At 42.9% G+C, this 18,316-nt stretch carries 19 protein-coding genes; 6 read left to right on the top strand and 13 right to left on the bottom strand.

Translation table 11 applies throughout. The annotated features are described in order from the left end of the window. Positions 1–108: 108 nt before the first annotated feature. The gene (locus tag V7Q33_RS00095) at positions 109–1,095 is read right to left on the bottom strand and encodes an AAA family ATPase (RefSeq protein WP_331974868.1); all 987 of its coding nucleotides are present in this window, start codon (positions 1,093–1,095) and stop codon (positions 109–111) included. A gap of 97 nt (positions 1,096–1,192) precedes the next feature. Here V7Q33_RS00095 and V7Q33_RS00100 point away from each other — a divergent pair, with 97 nt between their 5' ends. Beyond that, on the top strand, positions 1,193–1,882 hold the full coding sequence (locus V7Q33_RS00100) for a metallophosphoesterase (RefSeq protein WP_333818517.1): 690 nt from the start codon (positions 1,193–1,195) through the stop codon (positions 1,880–1,882). A gap of 9 nt (positions 1,883–1,891) precedes the next feature. Here the strand turns inward: V7Q33_RS00100 and V7Q33_RS00105 are convergent, their stop codons facing one another. The 6 genes from V7Q33_RS00105 to V7Q33_RS00130 all read right to left on the bottom strand — a co-directional run bounded on the left by V7Q33_RS00105 (position 1,892) and on the right by V7Q33_RS00130 (position 6,006). After that, a complete protein-coding gene (locus V7Q33_RS00105) occupies positions 1,892–2,611 on the bottom strand; it encodes a 3'-5' exonuclease (RefSeq protein WP_331974872.1) in 720 nt (239 codons plus the stop codon). Positions 2,612–2,840: 229 nt separating this feature from the next. Next, the gene (locus V7Q33_RS00110) at positions 2,841–3,245 is read right to left on the bottom strand and encodes a hypothetical protein (protein ID WP_331974873.1); all 405 of its coding nucleotides are present in this window, start codon (positions 3,243–3,245) and stop codon (positions 2,841–2,843) included. Continuing rightward, complete coding sequence (gene lipB, locus V7Q33_RS00115) at positions 3,242–3,958, bottom strand: lipoyl(octanoyl) transferase LipB (protein ID WP_333818518.1); 717 nt, start codon at positions 3,956–3,958, stop codon at positions 3,242–3,244. Before lipB ends, V7Q33_RS00110 begins: the two co-directional genes overlap by 4 nt. Continuing rightward, on the bottom strand, positions 3,951–4,733 hold the full coding sequence (locus V7Q33_RS00120) for a hypothetical protein (RefSeq protein ID WP_331974877.1): 783 nt from the start codon (positions 4,731–4,733) through the stop codon (positions 3,951–3,953). The genes lipB and V7Q33_RS00120 overlap by 8 nt, the downstream gene beginning before the upstream one ends. A gap of 24 nt (positions 4,734–4,757) precedes the next feature. Then, on the bottom strand, positions 4,758–4,949 hold the full coding sequence (locus V7Q33_RS00125; protein ID WP_331974879.1) for a hypothetical protein: 192 nt from the start codon (positions 4,947–4,949) through the stop codon (positions 4,758–4,760). Between the two features lie 49 nt (positions 4,950–4,998). Beyond that, a complete protein-coding gene (locus tag V7Q33_RS00130; protein WP_333818519.1) occupies positions 4,999–6,006 on the bottom strand; it encodes a bifunctional phosphoglucose/phosphomannose isomerase in 1,008 nt (335 codons plus the stop codon). A gap of 47 nt (positions 6,007–6,053) precedes the next feature. Here V7Q33_RS00130 and V7Q33_RS00135 point away from each other — a divergent pair, with 47 nt between their 5' ends. Then, the gene (locus V7Q33_RS00135; RefSeq protein WP_331974883.1) at positions 6,054–6,476 is read left to right on the top strand and encodes a YraN family protein; all 423 of its coding nucleotides are present in this window, start codon (positions 6,054–6,056) and stop codon (positions 6,474–6,476) included. A gap of 60 nt (positions 6,477–6,536) precedes the next feature. Here the strand turns inward: V7Q33_RS00135 and V7Q33_RS00140 are convergent, their stop codons facing one another. Next, entirely contained in the window at positions 6,537–8,627 is a 2,091-nt protein-coding gene (locus V7Q33_RS00140; RefSeq protein ID WP_333818520.1) for a protein-disulfide reductase DsbD family protein, read from the bottom strand. Between the two features lie 128 nt (positions 8,628–8,755). Beyond that, complete coding sequence (gene lysA / locus V7Q33_RS00145; protein WP_333818522.1) at positions 8,756–9,988, bottom strand: diaminopimelate decarboxylase; 1,233 nt, start codon at positions 9,986–9,988, stop codon at positions 8,756–8,758. Positions 9,989–10,187: 199 nt separating this feature from the next. Here lysA and V7Q33_RS00150 point away from each other — a divergent pair, with 199 nt between their 5' ends. Beyond that, positions 10,188–10,967: an alpha/beta fold hydrolase gene (locus V7Q33_RS00150; protein ID WP_331974889.1), complete on the top strand. Its 780-nt coding sequence runs from the start codon at positions 10,188–10,190 to the stop codon at positions 10,965–10,967. A 37-nt stretch (positions 10,968–11,004) separates the two neighbouring features. Beyond that, positions 11,005–11,919 carry a heme-dependent oxidative N-demethylase subunit alpha family protein gene (locus V7Q33_RS00155; protein ID WP_333818525.1) on the top strand — a complete coding sequence of 305 codons (915 nt, stop codon included), beginning with the start codon at positions 11,005–11,007 and terminating at the stop codon, positions 11,917–11,919. A gap of 12 nt (positions 11,920–11,931) precedes the next feature. On the opposite strand, the gene V7Q33_RS00160 is transcribed toward V7Q33_RS00155, so the two are convergent. The 3 genes from V7Q33_RS00160 to V7Q33_RS00170 form a co-directional block, all read right to left on the bottom strand. Beyond that, entirely contained in the window at positions 11,932–12,570 is a 639-nt protein-coding gene (locus V7Q33_RS00160) for a CBS domain-containing protein (RefSeq protein WP_442945875.1), read from the bottom strand. Between the two features lie 51 nt (positions 12,571–12,621). Next, the gene (locus V7Q33_RS00165) at positions 12,622–13,374 is read right to left on the bottom strand and encodes an alpha/beta fold hydrolase (RefSeq protein WP_331974895.1); all 753 of its coding nucleotides are present in this window, start codon (positions 13,372–13,374) and stop codon (positions 12,622–12,624) included. 157 nt (positions 13,375–13,531) lie between these two features. Continuing rightward, complete coding sequence (locus V7Q33_RS00170) at positions 13,532–13,984, bottom strand: GatB/YqeY domain-containing protein (RefSeq protein ID WP_331974897.1); 453 nt, start codon at positions 13,982–13,984, stop codon at positions 13,532–13,534. A 77-nt stretch (positions 13,985–14,061) separates the two neighbouring features. Between V7Q33_RS00170 and V7Q33_RS00175 the strand changes: the two genes are divergently transcribed. Further along, on the top strand, positions 14,062–14,778 hold the full coding sequence (locus V7Q33_RS00175; protein ID WP_333818526.1) for a pyridoxine 5'-phosphate synthase: 717 nt from the start codon (positions 14,062–14,064) through the stop codon (positions 14,776–14,778). A gap of 12 nt (positions 14,779–14,790) precedes the next feature. Here V7Q33_RS00175 and V7Q33_RS00180 read toward each other — a convergent pair whose 3' ends face one another. Continuing rightward, the gene (locus V7Q33_RS00180) at positions 14,791–17,046 is read right to left on the bottom strand and encodes a lamin tail domain-containing protein (RefSeq protein WP_333818527.1); all 2,256 of its coding nucleotides are present in this window, start codon (positions 17,044–17,046) and stop codon (positions 14,791–14,793) included. Between the two features lie 154 nt (positions 17,047–17,200). Between V7Q33_RS00180 and V7Q33_RS00185 the strand changes: the two genes are divergently transcribed. Further along, positions 17,201–18,196 carry an aspartate-semialdehyde dehydrogenase gene (locus V7Q33_RS00185; RefSeq protein ID WP_331974903.1) on the top strand — a complete coding sequence of 332 codons (996 nt, stop codon included), beginning with the start codon at positions 17,201–17,203 and terminating at the stop codon, positions 18,194–18,196. Positions 18,197–18,316 lie beyond the last annotated feature (120 nt).

Consider the following 18,316-nt stretch of genomic DNA (forward strand, 5'->3'; position numbering starts at 1 on the left):
GAAAAGCGCTTGTGACTAAAAATAAGCCCTATAAATAACGAAAGACACCGGTATATAATACCAGTGCCTTCCTCTGTCATTTTTTAAAATGCCTCTTAAACTACATGGCTATTTATTAATAGGCACCTTATTAAGAATAACCTTGATAATGTCAGCGGGGCGCACGTTATCGGCTTCGGCTTCATAATTCAAGAGTATACGATGGCTCATAACATCCAGAGCAACTTCTTTAATATCTTCAGGCAATACGTAGTCACGCCCTTCCATGTAGGCCATAGCCTTTGCCGCCAGGTTTAGATTTATACTGGCACGTGGTGATGCACCAAACTGTATGTACTGTGCCTGTTCGTTTAGTTTATATTCAAGAGGTTTACGCGTGGCGTATACCAGTTCGATGATATAGCGCTCCAGCGATTCTGATATCTTTACTCTGTTTACCTGCTCACGGATCGAGAAGATCTCTTCCTTTGTAAGCATGGTTGTTACCTTATAGTTGAATTGCATGTTGGAAATCCTGCGCATGATCTCAATCTCCTGCTCCTTGGTTGGATAGTCAACATATACCTTCATCATGAAGCGGTCTACCTGCGCTTCCGGCAGCGGATAGGTTCCTTCCTGGTCAACGGGGTTTTGCGTTGCCAAAACCAGGAAAGGTCTGTCGAGTTTAAATGTAGTTTCTCCAATCGTAACCTGCTTTTCCTGCATGGCTTCCAATAGAGCAGATTGTACTTTAGCCGGAGAACGGTTGATCTCGTCAGCCAGTATGATATTGGCAAATATAGGGCCCTGCTTTACTTCAAACTTTCCTTCCTTCTGATTGTAGATCATAGTACCAATAAGGTCGGCCGGCAAAAGGTCGGGCGTAAATTGTATACGTTGAAAATCCAGGTGCAGTACTTGTGCAAGCGTACTTACAGTTAGCGTCTTGGCGAGGCCGGGTACACCTTCGAGAAGAATGTGACCGTTTGTAAACAGTCCGATCATCAGTCTGTTCACCATATACTGTTGGCCCACTACAACCTTGCCTACTTCGGCATAGACTTCTTTTATTTTTTCCTTATGTTCTTCGTGCTTTTCAACGGCTACGGAATCCATATACAGTAATTAGTTTTAAACCGATCAAAAATAGCGTAATTATTGAAAAAATAAGGCCTGAAAACAGACGGAATGCTAATTTAAGATGTAACTCAAAATGCCCAGAACGTTCGTCATCGGAGATATTCACGGTGCCTCCCGCGCCCTACGTCAATGCCTGCAACGGGCGGGCTTTGATATGGAAGGAGATCACCTTATTTGTTTGGGAGATGTGTGTGATGGCTGGCCTGATACAAAGCAATGTATTGACGATCTTCTGTCCATTAAGAAGGTAACCTACATTCTGGGGAATCACGATCACTGGACTTTGCAATGGATGCAAAGCGGCTTTGTGGATAATGGTTGGATTAAGCAGGGTGGGCAGGCAACCATAAAATCATATCACGGCCCTGTGCCTCCTGAACATGTTCAGTTTTTAAAACAGGCACAACCTTATTTTCTTATGCACAACAAATTGTTCGTTCATGCAGGCATCGATCCTAAACGACCCTTGGAACAGCAGGGGCCTGATATATTTCTTTGGGACAGAAGCCTCGCTCGCATTGCTTTAGACTTATACCTGAAAAAGATAAACGGGAGGCTTACTCATTTTGATGAGGTCTATATCGGGCATACACCTATTCCCTTTACCAAACCCATTCAGTCGTGTGAAGTATGGATGATGGATACCGGAGCGGGATGGTCGGGTGTGCTCTCGATGATGGATATAGACACAAAAGAAGTATATACCAGTGATCCAGTGCCATCACTCTACCCTGGCGTCATTGGTCGAACGAAGAAAGACTGAATTAATCTTTTACGAAGCAGACTGAACGACCAGGGTTTGCTCCAGCTGAATACCCCGAAGCTTCAGAAATAGTTGAGCAAGAACTTCCACATCGCGAAGGCAATAATCTTTGATGCGGGCAAGATCGTGTTCTACATGGTATACCTGGTTTACTTTGCTTCCATCTATATCGCTCTTGCTGGATGGAATATTGAAAATGGTTGCCAGCAACTCCAGCGAGGTGAAGTGTTTATAATCACCAAACTTCCACAACTCCATGGTATCATAATGTGGCACTTCCCATGGTTTTTTACCAGCTATATTCAGCATGGCTGGCAATGCAATGCCATTTACCAGCATTCTGCGGCACAGATAGGGAAAGTCGAATTCCTTGCCATTGTGCGCACAAAGCTTGTCAGTATTGGCATTAAGTTTATCGAGCATGCATTTAAATTCCGTTAGCAATGCTTTCTCATCATCACTGTAATACGCTTTTGTTTTTAGTGTAAGCACACCATTCTCATCTTCATAGAATTTACCTACGCATATACAGATAACTTTTCCGAATTCGGCAAAGATCGCTGCGCGATCGAGGTATAACTGTTCATCGGTTAGTTCGGAATCTCTTCTCAGGTGACTTGCTTTTCGCGCCCACAATGTTTTAAGGCGTTCATCCAAAGAATGAAAATCATCAGTATAGGATACTGTTTCTATATCAAGAAATAAAACTTCGCGCAACTCCTGGTTCATACTCCCCCGTTTATTGATTGATCTTGTTGACTTGCATAGTTATATCGCGCATCTTCCAGGTTTGAAAAGAAATCTGAAAAATATTCCTCCTGTGTTTCTGATAATCCTGTGCTGTAGCCATAGACGAATTGAAATAAAAAGAGCACAACAAAACCTGCCAGTAAAACAACGATGGTGCGGATAAGCCGCTTCTTAAAAGGATTTTCATGTATGGTAGAGATTAATATCGTCAGGAGTGGAGCACACCCTCCATGTCAAGTTCTTTTATAAACGTGATGTTATCCTCACAAATAGCATCCGGCACAAACACAAAGCGCTTATCAAAAATTTGTCTTCCTATATAGTAGCTTACCCAATACTCGTTGTTGAGGTGAAAAACAGAAGGATCGATCGGCTCGATCAGCACAGCGCTATTTTCAGAAATGGTATCAAGGTAATGACGCAAGATTGAGGTCTGTTGCTGCTGGCCATCTTTCTCACCGTAACCTTTGCTGGCAACCAATGTATTTTCAATCGGAAAATCGTTGTTATTGATCAGGTATACCTTCCACTCGTCTTGCTCCCCTGCGCTTCTTTTCCGGGCCACGGCAAGTGTTACATTCTTTACCTCCGGTTGTTCAATATCCTTCATCATAACCACTCGAAATCAAACTGTTCACGAAATTTTTCTTTCAATATTTCCTGTACTTCCCGTACATCAACTTTTCTGCCCAACTCTTTTTCCAGCGAAGTGACTGCTTTGTCTTGTATGCCGCACGGCACGATATAGGCGAAATATCGCAAGTCTGGATTAATGTTAAAAGCAAAACCATGCATCGTTACCCAGCGGCTGGTCTTTACACCCAACGCACAGATTTTTCGTGCCTTGCGCTCATTCTCCACATCAATCCATACGCCGGTAAGACCGGCAATACGGCCGGCATCAATTTTATATTCCTTCAATGTCTGTATAACGGATTCTTCCAGCAGACGCATATACTTGTGGATGTCTGTGAAAAAATTTTCCAGGTCCAATATAGGATATCCCACAATCTGACCCGGTCCGTGGTAGGTTATATCTCCTCCACGATTAATATGATGGTATGTGGCATGCACCGTATGCAGCTCTTCCTTAGAGATAATGAGGTTACTCTCATCGCCGCTTTTGCCAAGCGTAAATACATGCGGGTGCTCACAAAACAGCAGATAATTGTCAGTGATCTTCTGCTGATTTTCCGGCAGATTTCTATTCTCTGTTTTTACAGCAAGTGTTTTATCAAAAAGTGAAACCTGGTAATCCCAGGCTTGCTGATATTCTTTAAGACCGAGATCTATAAATTTTACTTTTTTGTTCAACAGGCTATTCATTCTCGTTCACTTCGTCCTCCAGTATATTCGACCACACATGATAGGTGATATTGATGTTCAGAATCTTGTCGTAGGTAATTACAAAAAGATCGCCCGGCATTGAGTAGTAGCGTGCATCCAGGTAGCGCTCCAGGTATCCTACATTTGGCTGATTGGATGTGAGATCGTCCTGCATTTTTCTACGGTATACCTGCGACAGATAAATTCGGTCTAAGCCATTCTCACGCGATAGAAAGTAATCTTTCAACGTTCCACTATATACCAATGGACCTTCACCGGTTTGCATCAACACATCAACCTGAATAAGATCTATATTTTTAGATTCACCAGGTTTCTCCAGATCCAATATCTCACCACTGAAAAGGTAATACCATTCATTGTTCAGCCGCAGCGGAGGATACTTTAAATCCCACCGGAATTTGCGCACCAGCTGGCGCACGAGCAATCCCAACACAACCGCTATACCGATCATTGTAAGCAGATAGAGAGAAAAGTATAGCAGGCTGCTGCGAATCAACGCAAAATTAATGGTGCCCGAATCGGTAATGATTTTATACACCAATTCGAGCTTGACCTGATAAGGCGTGAGGTTCTCGATTATAATAATGCCGGCCAGTTGAAAGATGAGGGCGGGAACAATGGCCCAGAAAATTTCATCTACTGCCGATATCTTGAAAGATTGCTTGGTGTACGTTCCATGTAAATAGGAATACCGGAACGCAAGACCGGGAATGATGAGTATAAACAGAAAGATTGAACCGAAAACAAGATTCATGAATAACCCTCCGAAAGGTTTTCGTTATTTCTTATCGATCGCCTTCAGCCTGACGAGTTTCAATTCTTCTCCGTCAACTTTTATAGTAGGGCGTTCTTCTTCCGTGAGCTGGGAGCGCTCTACCATGCGATCGGCAATGATGGCTAACATCAGCTGTTTGGCTAACTGCGGATTCTCCAGGATTTTCCGGGTGCGTTTGCTGATGGGTGCTTTCATACGCGTTATTGTTTTAAAGTTACAACGAAAGTCCCTGAAAACAAGTTTCTTACTTCTGCTTCTCCAGCTCAGTTCGCAAGTACGTTATCGAGTCATTTGCTTCCGGCTCTACACCGTTCTCTTTGGCCAGGTAATAAGAAATCCAGTCTGTAAGATGTATCAGGTAATAATATTGTTCCAGCAGCGATGCTCCTTCTCCGATGATATCAATCACCGGTTTGGAATTTTTCTCGAGAAGGTCGCGTGAGATCTCCATTCGTTTCTCAACACGCTCATGATCATGATCGGAATAAAGATATACAGCCTGCAGCATTGGCATTAACGCTTCCGGGTAGCACCAGCCTGCAATTTCATTGTGATTGATCTCGGGGAATGTATTGGTGTGCGCCAGTTGTTTGGCATTTTCATTCAATTGCTGCTGAAACCGAAGTGCCATGGCATATAATCGGCTGTCGCAGTAAATAACCGGAAGCTTGCCTCTCAGTTTTTTAGCAATGAGTTCGGCTTCCGACTGGATTCCTTTCTCACCTCGGTCCAGGAACTCGATAGCATTCTCGGTTTCTTTAATAAAGGCCGCACCGATCAGGTTGGTATGATACAATACATACAGCAATGCAATCAAGTTATAGGGCAACATGGCCCGAGGGCTGTCTGACCCGGAAGGAAGCTGTATATACTGAAGATTATATTCTCTGCAGATATCCAGAAGTTTACCACCCGAGGCAATAGCGATTACCTGGGCACGCTTCAATAAAGCTTTGTTCAGGGCTGAAACGGTTTCCTCCGAATCACCACTATAGGAGCAGGCTATGAATAATGTATGCGGACTAACAAACTGGGGAATGTTATAGCTCTTGCAAACAGTGATGGGGATGGGTATACGGCCAAAGGTAAGCGACTCCACAAGGTTAGCACCTATACCAGACGAACCCATGCCGGCAATAACAACATTGCGTATATCGCTACCGGGGCGATCGAGATCTAACGATTGCCCGATCTTCAGCGCATCCGACAACTGACGGGTAAATCCTTCGATATATTTTTTGGTAATAGACATAGTCGTAATTTGGTATTCAAAGATACGATATAACCACAAAGCACGAAGTGCTTTTCTCACACTCATTCTCACTTTCACCGCCTTCACACCAGGAATTAACAAACACACCTACAACCGTTGTGAGCAGTAAGATTAAAAAAGGAAAAAAGGGCGAGCAGCTTGCCGCAGATTTTCTAATAGCCAAAGGATTTGAGATCGTAGCGCGGAATTACCGCCACAAACATGCCGAGATTGATTTGATTGTAAAGCGAGGCGACTGGTTAATCTTTGTTGAAGTAAAAGCCAGGAGTTCTGCCGAGTTTGGTGAACCGGAGGAATTTGTGGATTCACGGAAGATCAACAAAATTTATGAAGCTGCTGAAGAGTTTATTTTCTCCACCGACTGGCAGGGGCACATCCGGTTTGATATAGTATCGGTAAAACTTGGAGCAGAGCCTGTGGTTGAACTCTTCGAAGATGCTATCAATTGAGCTTACCAGGAATAAAAAAGGAGATGCGCTATACATCTCCTTCTATCTATTGCAGTTTAGTTAATACAATTCTTTGAATTTTTTCTTTCCCGCTTCCAGGAACTTCACAAAGCTATCAACTTTCTTATCATATCCGTAAGGTGACACAAGCACGCGCTCATCTTTACCAACCAGCACATAGAATGGCTGCGCGTTATTGTTAAGATTAGCTATCTGCAGATCAGCATTTTGTTTTCCAATGGTCTTTTTCACTTTTTTATCGTATCTGGAAGTATACCAATCGCTCTCCGGTAATTCGGTCTTATCGTCTACATATAGCGCTACTACAACAAAATCATTTTTCAGTTTATCGAGCACTTGCGGATCCGACCATACTACTGCTTCCATCTCACGGCAGTTGGTGCAGCCGTGTCCTGTGAAGTCAATAAACAAAGGTTTATTCTGCTGACGTGCACAGGTAATAGCCTGTTTGTAATCGAAGTAACCTTTTATACCATGGGGCAAATGCAAAAACTCGCTATACTTTGGCTCATCACAAATTTGGTTGGCCTTGGAATTACGCGCTGCCGACAGCAGATCAAAATCGTGTGTGTGCAGGGGAGGCAGATAACCTGCCAGTGCTTTCAGTGGAGCTCCCCACATGCCGGGAATGAGATATACTACGAATGTAAATGCTACTGCTGCAAGAGAAAGGCGAACAATGCTTACACGTTTGTCGTCTGCATCTTTACCTGTATCGCCCGATAGACGGAAACCTTTCATGAGGTATATACCAATAAGTGTAACGATAACTATCCAGATGGCAATGTTCACTTCACGATCCAAAATTCCCCAATGAAACGCCTGGTCTGCTATACTTAGAAACTTGAAGGCGAGGGCAATTTCAATGAAGCCTAAAACAACCTTCACAGCATTCAACCATCCGCCAGACTTCGGCATAGAGCTTAACCATCCGGGGAAGAAGGCGAATAAGGTAAATGGTATTGCAAACGCCAGTGAAAATGCAAACATCCCCACAATCGGCTTTAGAAATTCGCCACCGGCAGATGACACCAGTATACTTCCCACCAACGGACCGGTACATGAAAATGATACCAGAACTAGTGTAAAAGCCATGAAGAACACTCCTAGAAAACCACCTTTCTCGGCCTGCTGATCTACCTTATTAATGAAGGTGCCTGGTAAGGTAATTTCAAAAAGCCCAAGAAATGAAAGTCCGAAAACTATAAATACAGTAAAGAATATCAGGTTCGGCAGCCACTCTGTTGAAAGGTGGTTTGCAGTTTCTGGTCCCATAAGGGGAGCTACAGCTGCACCAATTAATGTATAGATAATTACAATCGACAATCCGTATATCAACGCTTGAACTTTAGAGCGTCCTTGTGTAAAGAAGCTCACCGTCATAGGGATCATCGGGAAAACACAAGGCGTAAGTAACGCTGCCAGACCAGCTAAAAAAGCCAGCAGAAAGAAACCCGCAAAAGATTCTTGGCGCGGGTCTTCTTTTACAAGTGTTGGGTCAAGTATAGGGCCTTTGATTTCGCCGTAAGAAGTTGCAGGTTGTTTTGCCTCTGCTACAGCAATGATTGTATCTACTACTGGCGAAGGCAACTGTTGTGTCGTTAACACGGTTTCTTCCTTCGGATTTTCAACCATGGTATTTGGGCGTTCAATCGTTTTGCCTTCTACTTTAATCGCTCCAAATACAAGGTCACCATTAAACAATACGCATTTGCCTTCTACTTCCGAACAAACTTGTCCTTCATAGGCACCCGTCAGCACAAGTGCAGGAGCCAGTATTTTTATTTTCTGGCGAAACTCTCCAGTGCCCTCGAAGATGCGCACATCACAATCGAATATCTTATCATGCTTCGTCTTGTCTTTTATAGCAACCAGGTCGCCTTCAAGAGCAAAGCTCGGGTGTTTCTCCAACGTAACAGACATTGGTACGGGACCACAATCGGGGTCAAATCCTACTGAATAGATATACCAGTTCTTATTGATAGTTGCTTTGAAAACCAACTCCACCACATCACCAACTTTATAACTTTTGGAGGGAGTTTCTGCTACAAGTTGGGCAGGCTGAAGAACCTGTGCATAACCTGTTATAGCTGCCAATAGCAGCAGACCGAGGAATATTCGTTTTAGCATGATTAAAAATTCAGCGCGCTAAAATAACGAACTCCCTCTCAAATTAGTTGGTCACGTAAGGGGAAAGGTATTGTTACCGACATTTGTTAGGAATTTTTTAACAAATGCGAACTTCTAAAGGTCCATCATCACAGATCGACCTCGATCTGCCCCTTCAAGAGGTCTTCAAATTTTTCGCGCTCACGGATCAGTTTTGCCTGCCCGTTTACGATGAGCACTTCTGCCGGTTTTGGGCGTGAGTTGTAATTGGAGGCCATGGAAAAGCCGTAAGCTCCGGCATTTTTAAAGGCAAGGATATCGCCTTCGCGCACTTCATTGAGGTCGCGATCGCTGCCAAAAGTATCGGTCTCACAGATATAGCCCACAACGGTATATTTCTTGGCCGGTGCTGTTGAATTGGATATGTTTACTATGTGATGGTAGGCATCGTACATCATCGGGCGTATCAGGTGATTAAGACCGGAGTTTACCCCAACAAATGTGACTGTGGGTGTGAGCTTAACTACATTTACCTGCACCAGTAATGTACCTGACTCGCTCACCAGAAATTTTCCGGGCTCGAGCCACAGCTCGAGCTTACGTCCATACTGGTTGCAAAACTCATTGAAAGCCTTTGTGAGTTTTGCGCCAAGTTCCTGTATATCCGTAACAACATCGCCTTCTTTATAGGCCACCTTAAAACCACTGCCAAAGTCAAGAAACCTGAGGTCAGGAAAGCTGTTCGCTGCTTCAAACAAAACTTCTGCTGTTTTCAGAAATGCTTGCGTCTCTTTTATATCAGAACCTGTGTGAATGTGTAGTCCACTGATGCGTATACTATATTTCTTCATCAGGTCAAGTATCTCTGAAAGTTGCAGCACTGAGATTCCAAACTTGGAATTGCTGTGACCGGTGGAAATTTTAATATTCCCGCCCGCCATAATGTTGGGGTTAAGACGAAGGCCACATGGATAGGTATTGCCAAATCGTGCCCCAAATTTTTGCAATGTGGAAAGGTTATCGATATTAATAGCAAGACCCAAGGTCACCGCCTCTTCTATTTCACTAAAGTCAACTCCGCTAGGTGTGAATGTAATTTCTGATGGAGCATAACCAGCGCGCAACGCCAGGTGCACTTCGCCCAGCGAAACCGCTTCCATACCCACACTATTTTTTCGCATTAGCTTCAGAATAGAAATATTGGTAAGTGCCTTTGCTGCATATTTAATTTTAACATCGGCAGCGGCATACGCATTTTTCAGTTTGGCTATCTGCTGTTCAATACGAGCGCCATCATATACATAAAGCGGTGTGCCAAATTGTTTGGCAAGATCAAGAACATCAATACCTTGAATGGTGTAAATTCCCTGTGTATGCTCCATTGGAAAATTTAAAGGCCCCAAATATATATCAGGAATTACTTGATTTCGGAGTTATGAGGATCGATTTGCAGTATTTTTATGTTCATCTTTTTAGATTGAAAAAGTTTTGTCAGTAATTCTATTTTTGAATCATAAACGCAAATTTTAAGACTGACCCTTCAACGATTGATGCCCATACTTTAACCATATTTGATTTTACATGAAGCTTTTTTTCAGAGAGTATTTGCCGGTTGATCCGTCAGCAGCGCGCCAAACCATTGTTATTCTTCACGGACTTTTTGGCTCTTCCGATAACTGGCTCACGCAAGCCCGTATCTTATCGAATAATAACTACAGAGTATATACGGTTGATCAGGCTAACCACGGACAGTCGTATCATAGTGAAAGCTTCGATTATATAACTATGGTAAACGATCTGAAAGAGCTGCTGGAAGATCTCAAACTTGATAAGCCCGTAATTCTCGGCCACTCTATGGGAGGGAAAACAGCCATGAACTTTGCAGTGGCGCATCCTGATAAGTTATCGAAGCTTATTGTTGTAGATATTGCTCCGAAATATTACGATCTTGAGCATTATACCATTGTAAAGGGACTGAATGCTATACCCATAGAATCAATCACTTCGCGTAATGAGGCCGATCAATTATTAGCAGCGTATGTACCGGAACCGGATGTACGCCAGTTTCTTTTGAAAAATCTGCATCGAAAACCCGATAATGGCTTTAGCTGGAAAATAAATCTGCCACTCATTACTGAGCAGCTGAGTAACATTGGTGTTGATCTGCAATTCCCCGGTAAGTTTGATAAGCCCACGATGTTTATTCGGGGCAGACGCTCAAAGTATATACAGGATGCTGACTGGACACGAATCAAAGAGGTATTTCCGCAGGCTACTTTGGAAACTTTGGAAACAGGGCATTGGGTACAGGCAGAAAAGCCGCAGGAGTTTGTTGAGCTGGTGATGAAATGGCTGCAATAGATTTTTTTTACAACGGTAAGGCTGATTGTCGCAGGTTATGAAATATCTGCCTTTTCTTTCAGGTATATATAGCACAGCTCCAGGCTTGGTGTCTACTGCTAAAGCCAGCGGGCGAGATGCACAAGTGTTTCAGATCGATGACCAGTACGATCTCTACCGGCGGAATAAAGATGCCTGCCGGAATGAGAACATTCATAAATATTACTGTGAACAGCGGCTTCACACCGAAACGATTCAATGTATTAATCAATACCTGGCAAAGCAACTGAGCATTGAATACCCGGATGACATGATCGTAGCTTTAAACGATCACGTTTTTACCAACCGCATATCACAAGAACAATTTACCTGGAATGATGATTGGGTAACGATCGATCATCCGCGCTATACATCGTTGTTCGATGCACTCTGCTGCCAGGTGCAGGAAGATATCGCTATATTTCAATTAGACGAAAAAGCCGATTGGCTTTCTGCTGTTCACTTGTGTTCGCCCAATCACTGGGCTCCTGAGGATAAGATTGGCAAACCTTTTCCTGATGTACATGCTCCGGTGCCGGGTATGGAGAAAACACTGGAGCAATATCGGCGTATGCTGGAAGGCGTTGTACAGGCTAAAAGTCCATTTACACGTTTTGCCTGGGGCATTGCTACGGATACCCGGTTAAATCATCACCCGCAAGCACCATCGCATAGCAATGAGGCTGCCTGGCAGGGAAGAGAACACCTTACAAGCAACGAGTGGTATATACGGGTGGAACGGCAGAACCTGATTGGCTTCAGTCATGTAAACGCATTGTTGTTTACGGTACGCACATACTTCTATAAAGTGGACGAACTGAGTAAAGATGAAAAATACTTTCTTCGTGCTGCGCTAAGAAGTATGTCAAAAGAGGCACTTGCCTATAAAGGACTAACGGGATCGATAGACCGGATTGACAACTATCTGAAATAATTTATGAGGAGACTAAATGTCGAGGTAGCGGAGCAGCATATCAATACGATCTTTCTCTCCGGCAATTGGTTTTGCTTCCTGATAACGGCCTATTACTTTATATCCAAAGCGCTCGAGTGTTGAAACTACTCTGGAAAGATCTTGTTGATTGATCTTGAGCGTCAATCGTATTTTGCCCGGATCGAGCGGATCTTCTTTCAGAATACTGCTTAGAATTTTTGCATGATTTTCTTCCACCAGTCGGCTGATCTCGGTAAGGGAGTAGTCGATGTGGTTCATTGATAATACCAGAATACCTCCCGGCATTTGTACGGCAGCGGTTTGTGCGAAAGATGTTAATGTATCCTGCACGGTGATTACTCCGAAATAAGTCATATCTTCATTAAGTACCGCTACCATTTGAAGCTTATGGTCTGCAGCAACCTTGAGGATATCATAAAAGTGTGTATCGAGATGAACGTAACATTGCTGACCGATAAGATTAAAATCGCGTACGTTCCTATCAATATCATTTGTTTCCAGAATGATCTCTTCGGATATAAAGCCGAGGAGCTTTCCTTCATCTACAACAGGCATGTACTGACAACGAAATTCTTCCATCCACACGATCGCCTTGTGAGCGTCATCCGATCCTTTTAAGGGAGGAATCATGTGGTTAATGAGATCTTCTGCTATCACGTTGTTATGTTTTACCTGTATACGTTAATGGACCAAAAAGTCCTCGACCAGTTCATTGAATTTTTCAGGATGTTCCATCATCGGTGCGTGACAACATTTATCGATGAATTTCAGAGTCGAATTTGGAATCAATCTGTTAAACTCATGAGCCACCATCGGTGGTGTTATGGTATCATTCAAACCCCATACCAATAACGTTGGTGCCTTTATATTCGGAATTTCATCGGCCATATTATGGCGTTGTGCCGATTTTGCAATGGCTACAATGCGCATACACTTGGGAATACTCTTCGTAATATCAAAAACTTCATCCACCAGTTCCTTGGAAGCAACTTCGGGGTTATAAAATGTGTAGGCAACACGTTCTTTGATGTACTCATAATTTCCACGTTTGGGATAAGAACCTCCCATAGAGTCTTCAAAAAGCCCCGAGCTTCCGGTTAAGATCAGCTTCTTAACCTTGTCGCCATTTTTTAATGTATAGATCAGTGCGATATGCCCACCGAGGCTGTTGCCCATAATGATCATATCCCTGAGGTTTTTGAGCGCTACAAATTCTTCAAGGAATTTGCGCAGGCCTTCAAGCCCTGCTTCTTTGATAGGCATTTCATAAATAGGGAGCATGGGTATTACTACCCGGAAGTTTTTTGAAAACCGGTTTACAACACCTTCCCAGTTACTAAGAGCGCCGAATAAACCATGGAGCAGCAGAAGTGTTTCACCCTTCCCTTCATCTACGAATTTATATCCGTTCTCTTCTTTAATCTGAATGGCCATGTCCGTGAATTAATGCCGATAAGTAAGGAAAAAAAATTATCAGAATGAAAAATTTTGTTTTTTCAATAATGTGCAAAAGCACATTGAGTAACTAACGAAAATTAGTTATATTAAGAAAAAGAGTATATAAGCTTATTGGCGAAGTTATTTCGGTGGATTACCCAGCCAACAATTTTTTAACAAGTTCAGAAATAATTTTCCCGTCAGCCTGGCCCGCCAGTTTTTTAGTAGCAACTCCCATTACCTTACCCATATCCTGAGGTCCTTTTGCACCCACTTCGGTTATAATTTGTTTAAGAGATACTTCTACCTCTTCAGTTGTAAGTTGCTTCGGGAGATAACGGCTTATTATATCAAGTTGAAAAACTTCTTTATCAGCAAGGTCTTTCCTTCCCTGCTGGGTAAAAATATCCGCTGATTCCTTTCTCTGTTTGGCTGCTTTCACTAACAGTTTGTTCTCAGTATCGGATGATATATCTCCACTTCCACCTTTTTCTGTTTCAGCCAATAGAATAAGCGACTTGATGCTTCGCAGTGCCTCCAGCTCTTCTTTATTTTTGGCAAGCATTGCTTTCTTTATGTCGTTATCAATTTGTTGTTTGAGGCTCATAGAATTTTACGTTTAATACTATTTTGCGAAACCAATTGGTAGTTCATCCAGTTTTTATCTGAGCATTATCTATACACATGACCAAACTGAGCGTCAATATTAACAAAATTGCAACACTCCGGAATGCACGCGGAGGAAATAATCCGGATGTTATCAAGACAGCAATTGATTGTGAGCGCTTTGGCGCGCAAGGCATTACAGTACATCCACGCCCTGATGAGCGGCACATTCGGTATACCGATGTTATACAGTTGAAAAATATTGTAACCACTGAGTTTAACATCGAAGGTTATCCGGACGATCGGTATATGAAGATTATCCGTGAAGTGAAACCAGCTCAGGCAACGCTCGTGCCCGATGCCCCGGATGCTATTACATCTAATGCTGGTTGGGACACTTTGAAAAATGCTACACTCCTGCGCGACATTTGTAAAGAGATAAAATCGTTGGGTGTGCGTGTGTCAGTATTTGTAGACCCATCGCCTCGTATGGTCGAAGGTGCTATTGCGCTTGGTGCTGACAGGATAGAGTTATATACTGAGCCTTATGCAAGCGAGTTTCTGGCGAACAAGGAAGTGGCTGTTAAGCCTTATATTGAGAGTGCGCGCATAGCAAAGGAGGGCGGTATAGGCCTGAATGCTGGCCACGACCTCGATTTGCATAACCTGAAATTTCTAAAGCAAAGTATTCCATACCTCGATGAAGTCTCTATCGGGCATGCATTGATAGCCGATGCTCTCTATTATGGTTTGGAAAACACCATTCAGTTATATCTGAAACAACTGAAGGATTAAGCAACAGTATAGTTAGAATTTTGCTGCTACAGCAAGACGCTTTCTAAAAGTCTTCACCACTCCAGCAGCGTTAAAAACTTCGAACGATACGAGGTAGTATCCGATTCTTGCTTTGGTTCCATCATCACGATCACCATCCCATCGCAGAAAACCTTCTGTTCCGAGAAGTTCATTGTTAGCGACTTTTTTTATCAGCAAACCATTGGCATCATACACATTAACATTCGCAATGTAGCCGCCCTGATTGAATTTATACTGTATCTCCGTAAAGTTCGGAGTTCCGCTGGCAGGAATAAAAACTTCGGGACTTACCACAACTTCTTCACCGGAAAGTACAGATCCTGCAGTGGTGTTTGAATTTATGAAACCCGGTGTTGCATAACCACTGGTTGTGCTGGCCGATTTCCAGTTGTTGCTATCATTCGTTGGCTCACTAAAAGCGATGCGTTCGAGCGAAACACCCTCTTCATCTTTAATGAATACGGAATGCATACTCTTAGTATAGGCAAAATAATCAATAGCATTCTTCTGATCATCCATAATAAGAACATTGCCCGCATCATCATTCCATGATGGAAATGTATTCATCTCCAATACATTTGCTGTTTTTGTTTGAGGATATTCCCCTGCAAGAATATCCACATCTTTAGTCAACACTAAATATGCACCTGGCTGAAATAAAAAATCTTTGTTCGTTATGGTATACACCTTGTCAACAGCACCATCTTTTACTGTCGCCACCGACCAGTTTTTAAGGTTGAGGTATTTATCGGATGTGTTTACTATTTCGAGAAAGTCTTCGCCCGTAGGGCGGGGGTTGAAGAGAATTTCGTTAATCAATACATCCAGGCTATCAGCCTTCTGAGGCAACGCAAATGAGGCCACGCTATAGTCGGTTTGAATGTTATTGCCATTACAATCATAGATATTCTTCAGCTTTATAGTATAAAGTTGCTTCTCCTGAAGCGGTGTTGACAACAAGATATTGAAAGCACGAAGCGACTGATCTGTAAATGAAATCTTATCGATCGTTACTTCCGGCGCAATGTAAAAGTTTTCAATTGATGGAATCTCTTTAAGCAACTTCTCATTGAACTGTAACATGAGTTGGCGATCACTCACAGGAACAGCAGCAAGCAAGGCAGGTCCGGTGAGATCTGGTTTATTAGCATATACAGAGTTCTGCTTGCCGGGCGTTCCTCCGTCTTTATTCTCGGAAGCGGCCCAGTTATTTTCTTCACCACAGATATTGTTTGGATCAATAAGCTCCAGTGACCAACCACCTGATTTTTTATCATCATTCTTATACCAGCTATCAGAATACTGAACAGAGTCGATCATAATGCCTCCTCTATATTTTAACATCAATACATCACCTGCGTTGTTTAAGGAAGGGAAGGAGCTTAATCCGATAACATTTTGCTGGCTGCTATAATTGGCAACGGAAGAGGTGGCCATTAAAACTACATACTCACCCGGGGCGAGTGTATAAGAAGGAATAGTTGCTGTTGAAGAACCATCTGAAAGTGTCCAGCCTGAAAGGTTAAATGAAGCAGTACCTCTGTTCAGTAGTTCAACAAATTCAGTTTCCGGTAATTCAACGCGCGGCGTGGGATCAGCGAAAATTTCAGTGATGATTACATCTTTATACGTTGGTGGAGCAGGGGCCACATAAGCCTTCCCTGTAACTACAAAGTCATCGAAAGAAAATTTATCCGAGCGTGTAGCCGTGTAATTGCAATAAACACCGGTATACGAAGATGAAAAGAATGTAGCATCGGTTGCGCTCCCTTCCAATGTATAGGCACCCGTTAAGCCCACATCAGAAAATAACTGCCAGTTACCGGCAGCATCGCGTGTTACTTTGATCCTGACATCAACAATAGGCAGATTTAACTTTCCATCTGCGCCATCAATAATTTTAGTGCGAGTGGATCCGGATTGTTTATACAGGCTGATCTCATCAGTGGTGTTGCCAATCATCACAAAATATCCTTTCAGGGTATCCGCCAGATTAGACTGACTCGATACCAGATATACTCTGGCATAATTTGTTGATGAAGGGTTAAATCCCAGATGCGCAAAAAACTCCCACGAAGCATCGTTGATAGCTGCGCTTTTCGTGGAAAGATAGGCATCCTCTGTTACTGCAGGTGCCTGTAATTTTAATTGATTAGTGGCTGCAGAAAATTTTATGTCTTGTCCAGACCATACAGGGTTTTTCGAAAAATCTCCGTCATCAAAATTATCGGAGAGTTGAGCGAACATTTGTTGGGTATACAGAAAAATAGAAAACGTTATAAAAGTCTTTTTCGTAAACGTTTTCAAAATAGAAAATGTGAATATTTGTGAGATGTTTCTCATAGCACACAACGGAATAGATTAATTTTGTAGAACCTTAACTTTAAAAATACAAATAAAAATGAAAATCGCAGTAGTCGGTGCCACCGGACTGGTGGGCCAGGAAATCCTCAAAGTATTAGAGGAAAGAGATTTTAAGTTTGATGATCTGTATTTAGTGGCCTCTGCCAAATCGGTAGGTCAGAAGATAAAGTTTAAGGGTAAGGAATATACAATCATAGGTATGGAGGAGGCTGTTAAGCTTGCTCCGGACGTTGCTATCTTTTCTGCGGGTGGCGGCACTTCACTTGAGTGGGCTCCCAAGTTTGCCGAAGTAGGCACGATCGTAATTGATAATTCTTCTGCATGGAGAATGGACCCTACCAAAAAACTGGTTGTTCCTGAAATCAACGGGCATGTAATTACGATTGACGATCGCATTATCGCGAACCCTAATTGCTCTACTATACAAATGGTAATGGCATTAGCTCCGCTGCATGCGAAGTACAAAATCAAAAGAATTGTGGTATCGACCTATCAGTCTGTAACCGGAACTGGTAAAGATGCTGTACAACAGATGATGGACGAACGTAAAGGTATTGACGGCCCGAAAGTTTATCCGCACCCAATCGACATGAATGCACTGCCACACATCGATTCTTTCCTCGATAACGGATATACTAAAGAGGAAATGAAGATGGTGAATGAAACCCGTAAGATCATGGGTGATGATTCTATCGGTGTTACTTCAACAACGGTACGCATTCCTTCTATCGGTGGTCACTCTGAAGCTGTGAACGTTGAGTTCTATGAAGATTTCAAATTGAGCGAAGTGCGTTCGATACTGGCAACAACACCTGGCGTTATTGTGCAGGATGATCCAAAGAATAACATCTACCCGATGCCAATCAACTCGCACGGACGCGATGAAGTTTTTGTAGGTCGTCTTCGCAGAGATGAGTCTCAGCCTAACACATTAAACATGTGGATCGTTGCTGATAACCTCCGCAAAGGTGCTGCAACAAACGCAGTGCAAATTGCAGAGTTTATGATGGAGAATAGTTTAGTAGCTGAATAAGTCTACTTCAAACAAGCTATATGCAGTAAAGGTCATCCGGTCGGATGACCTTTATTTTTACTCTTTGCCTACTGTTCAAAAAAAATAAAGCCCGACCACCGTGGCCGGGCTTCTCTCTTA

It is taken from the genome of Ohtaekwangia sp., from assembly GCF_036786105.1.
Taxonomy (GTDB): domain Bacteria; phylum Bacteroidota; class Bacteroidia; order Cytophagales; family Cyclobacteriaceae; genus Ohtaekwangia.

Excerpts from the sequence above, each read along its gene's own strand:
- V7Q33_RS00095 (WP_331974868.1), bottom strand. The coding sequence starts at position 1,095 with ATGGATTCCGTAGCCGTTGAAAAGCACGAAGAACATAAGGAAAAAATA.
- V7Q33_RS00180 (WP_333818527.1), bottom strand. The coding sequence starts at position 17,046 with ATGTTCGCTCAACTCTCCGATAATTTTGATGACGGAGATTTTTCGAAA.
- V7Q33_RS00185 (WP_331974903.1), top strand. The coding sequence starts at position 17,201 with ATGAAAATCGCAGTAGTCGGTGCCACCGGACTGGTGGGCCAGGAAATC.
- V7Q33_RS00100 (WP_333818517.1), top strand. The coding sequence starts at position 1,193 with ATGCCCAGAACGTTCGTCATCGGAGATATTCACGGTGCCTCCCGCGCC.
- V7Q33_RS00105 (WP_331974872.1), bottom strand. The coding sequence starts at position 2,611 with ATGAACCAGGAGTTGCGCGAAGTTTTATTTCTTGATATAGAAACAGTA.
- V7Q33_RS00160 (WP_442945875.1), bottom strand. The coding sequence starts at position 12,570 with ATGATTCCTCCCTTAAAAGGATCGGATGACGCTCACAAGGCGATCGTG.
- V7Q33_RS00155 (WP_333818525.1), top strand. The coding sequence starts at position 11,005 with ATGAAATATCTGCCTTTTCTTTCAGGTATATATAGCACAGCTCCAGGC.
- lipB (WP_333818518.1), bottom strand. The coding sequence starts at position 3,958 with ATGAATAGCCTGTTGAACAAAAAAGTAAAATTTATAGATCTCGGTCTT.
- V7Q33_RS00125 (WP_331974879.1), bottom strand. The coding sequence starts at position 4,949 with ATGAAAGCACCCATCAGCAAACGCACCCGGAAAATCCTGGAGAATCCG.
- V7Q33_RS00120 (WP_331974877.1), bottom strand. The coding sequence starts at position 4,733 with ATGAATCTTGTTTTCGGTTCAATCTTTCTGTTTATACTCATCATTCCC.
- V7Q33_RS00175 (WP_333818526.1), top strand. The coding sequence starts at position 14,062 with ATGACCAAACTGAGCGTCAATATTAACAAAATTGCAACACTCCGGAAT.
- V7Q33_RS00170 (WP_331974897.1), bottom strand. The coding sequence starts at position 13,984 with ATGAGCCTCAAACAACAAATTGATAACGACATAAAGAAAGCAATGCTT.
- lysA (WP_333818522.1), bottom strand. The coding sequence starts at position 9,988 with ATGGAGCATACACAGGGAATTTACACCATTCAAGGTATTGATGTTCTT.
- V7Q33_RS00140 (WP_333818520.1), bottom strand. The coding sequence starts at position 8,627 with ATGCTAAAACGAATATTCCTCGGTCTGCTGCTATTGGCAGCTATAACA.
- V7Q33_RS00165 (WP_331974895.1), bottom strand. The coding sequence starts at position 13,374 with ATGGCCATTCAGATTAAAGAAGAGAACGGATATAAATTCGTAGATGAA.
- V7Q33_RS00150 (WP_331974889.1), top strand. The coding sequence starts at position 10,188 with ATGAAGCTTTTTTTCAGAGAGTATTTGCCGGTTGATCCGTCAGCAGCG.
- V7Q33_RS00130 (WP_333818519.1), bottom strand. The coding sequence starts at position 6,006 with ATGTCTATTACCAAAAAATATATCGAAGGATTTACCCGTCAGTTGTCG.
- V7Q33_RS00110 (WP_331974873.1), bottom strand. The coding sequence starts at position 3,245 with ATGATGAAGGATATTGAACAACCGGAGGTAAAGAATGTAACACTTGCC.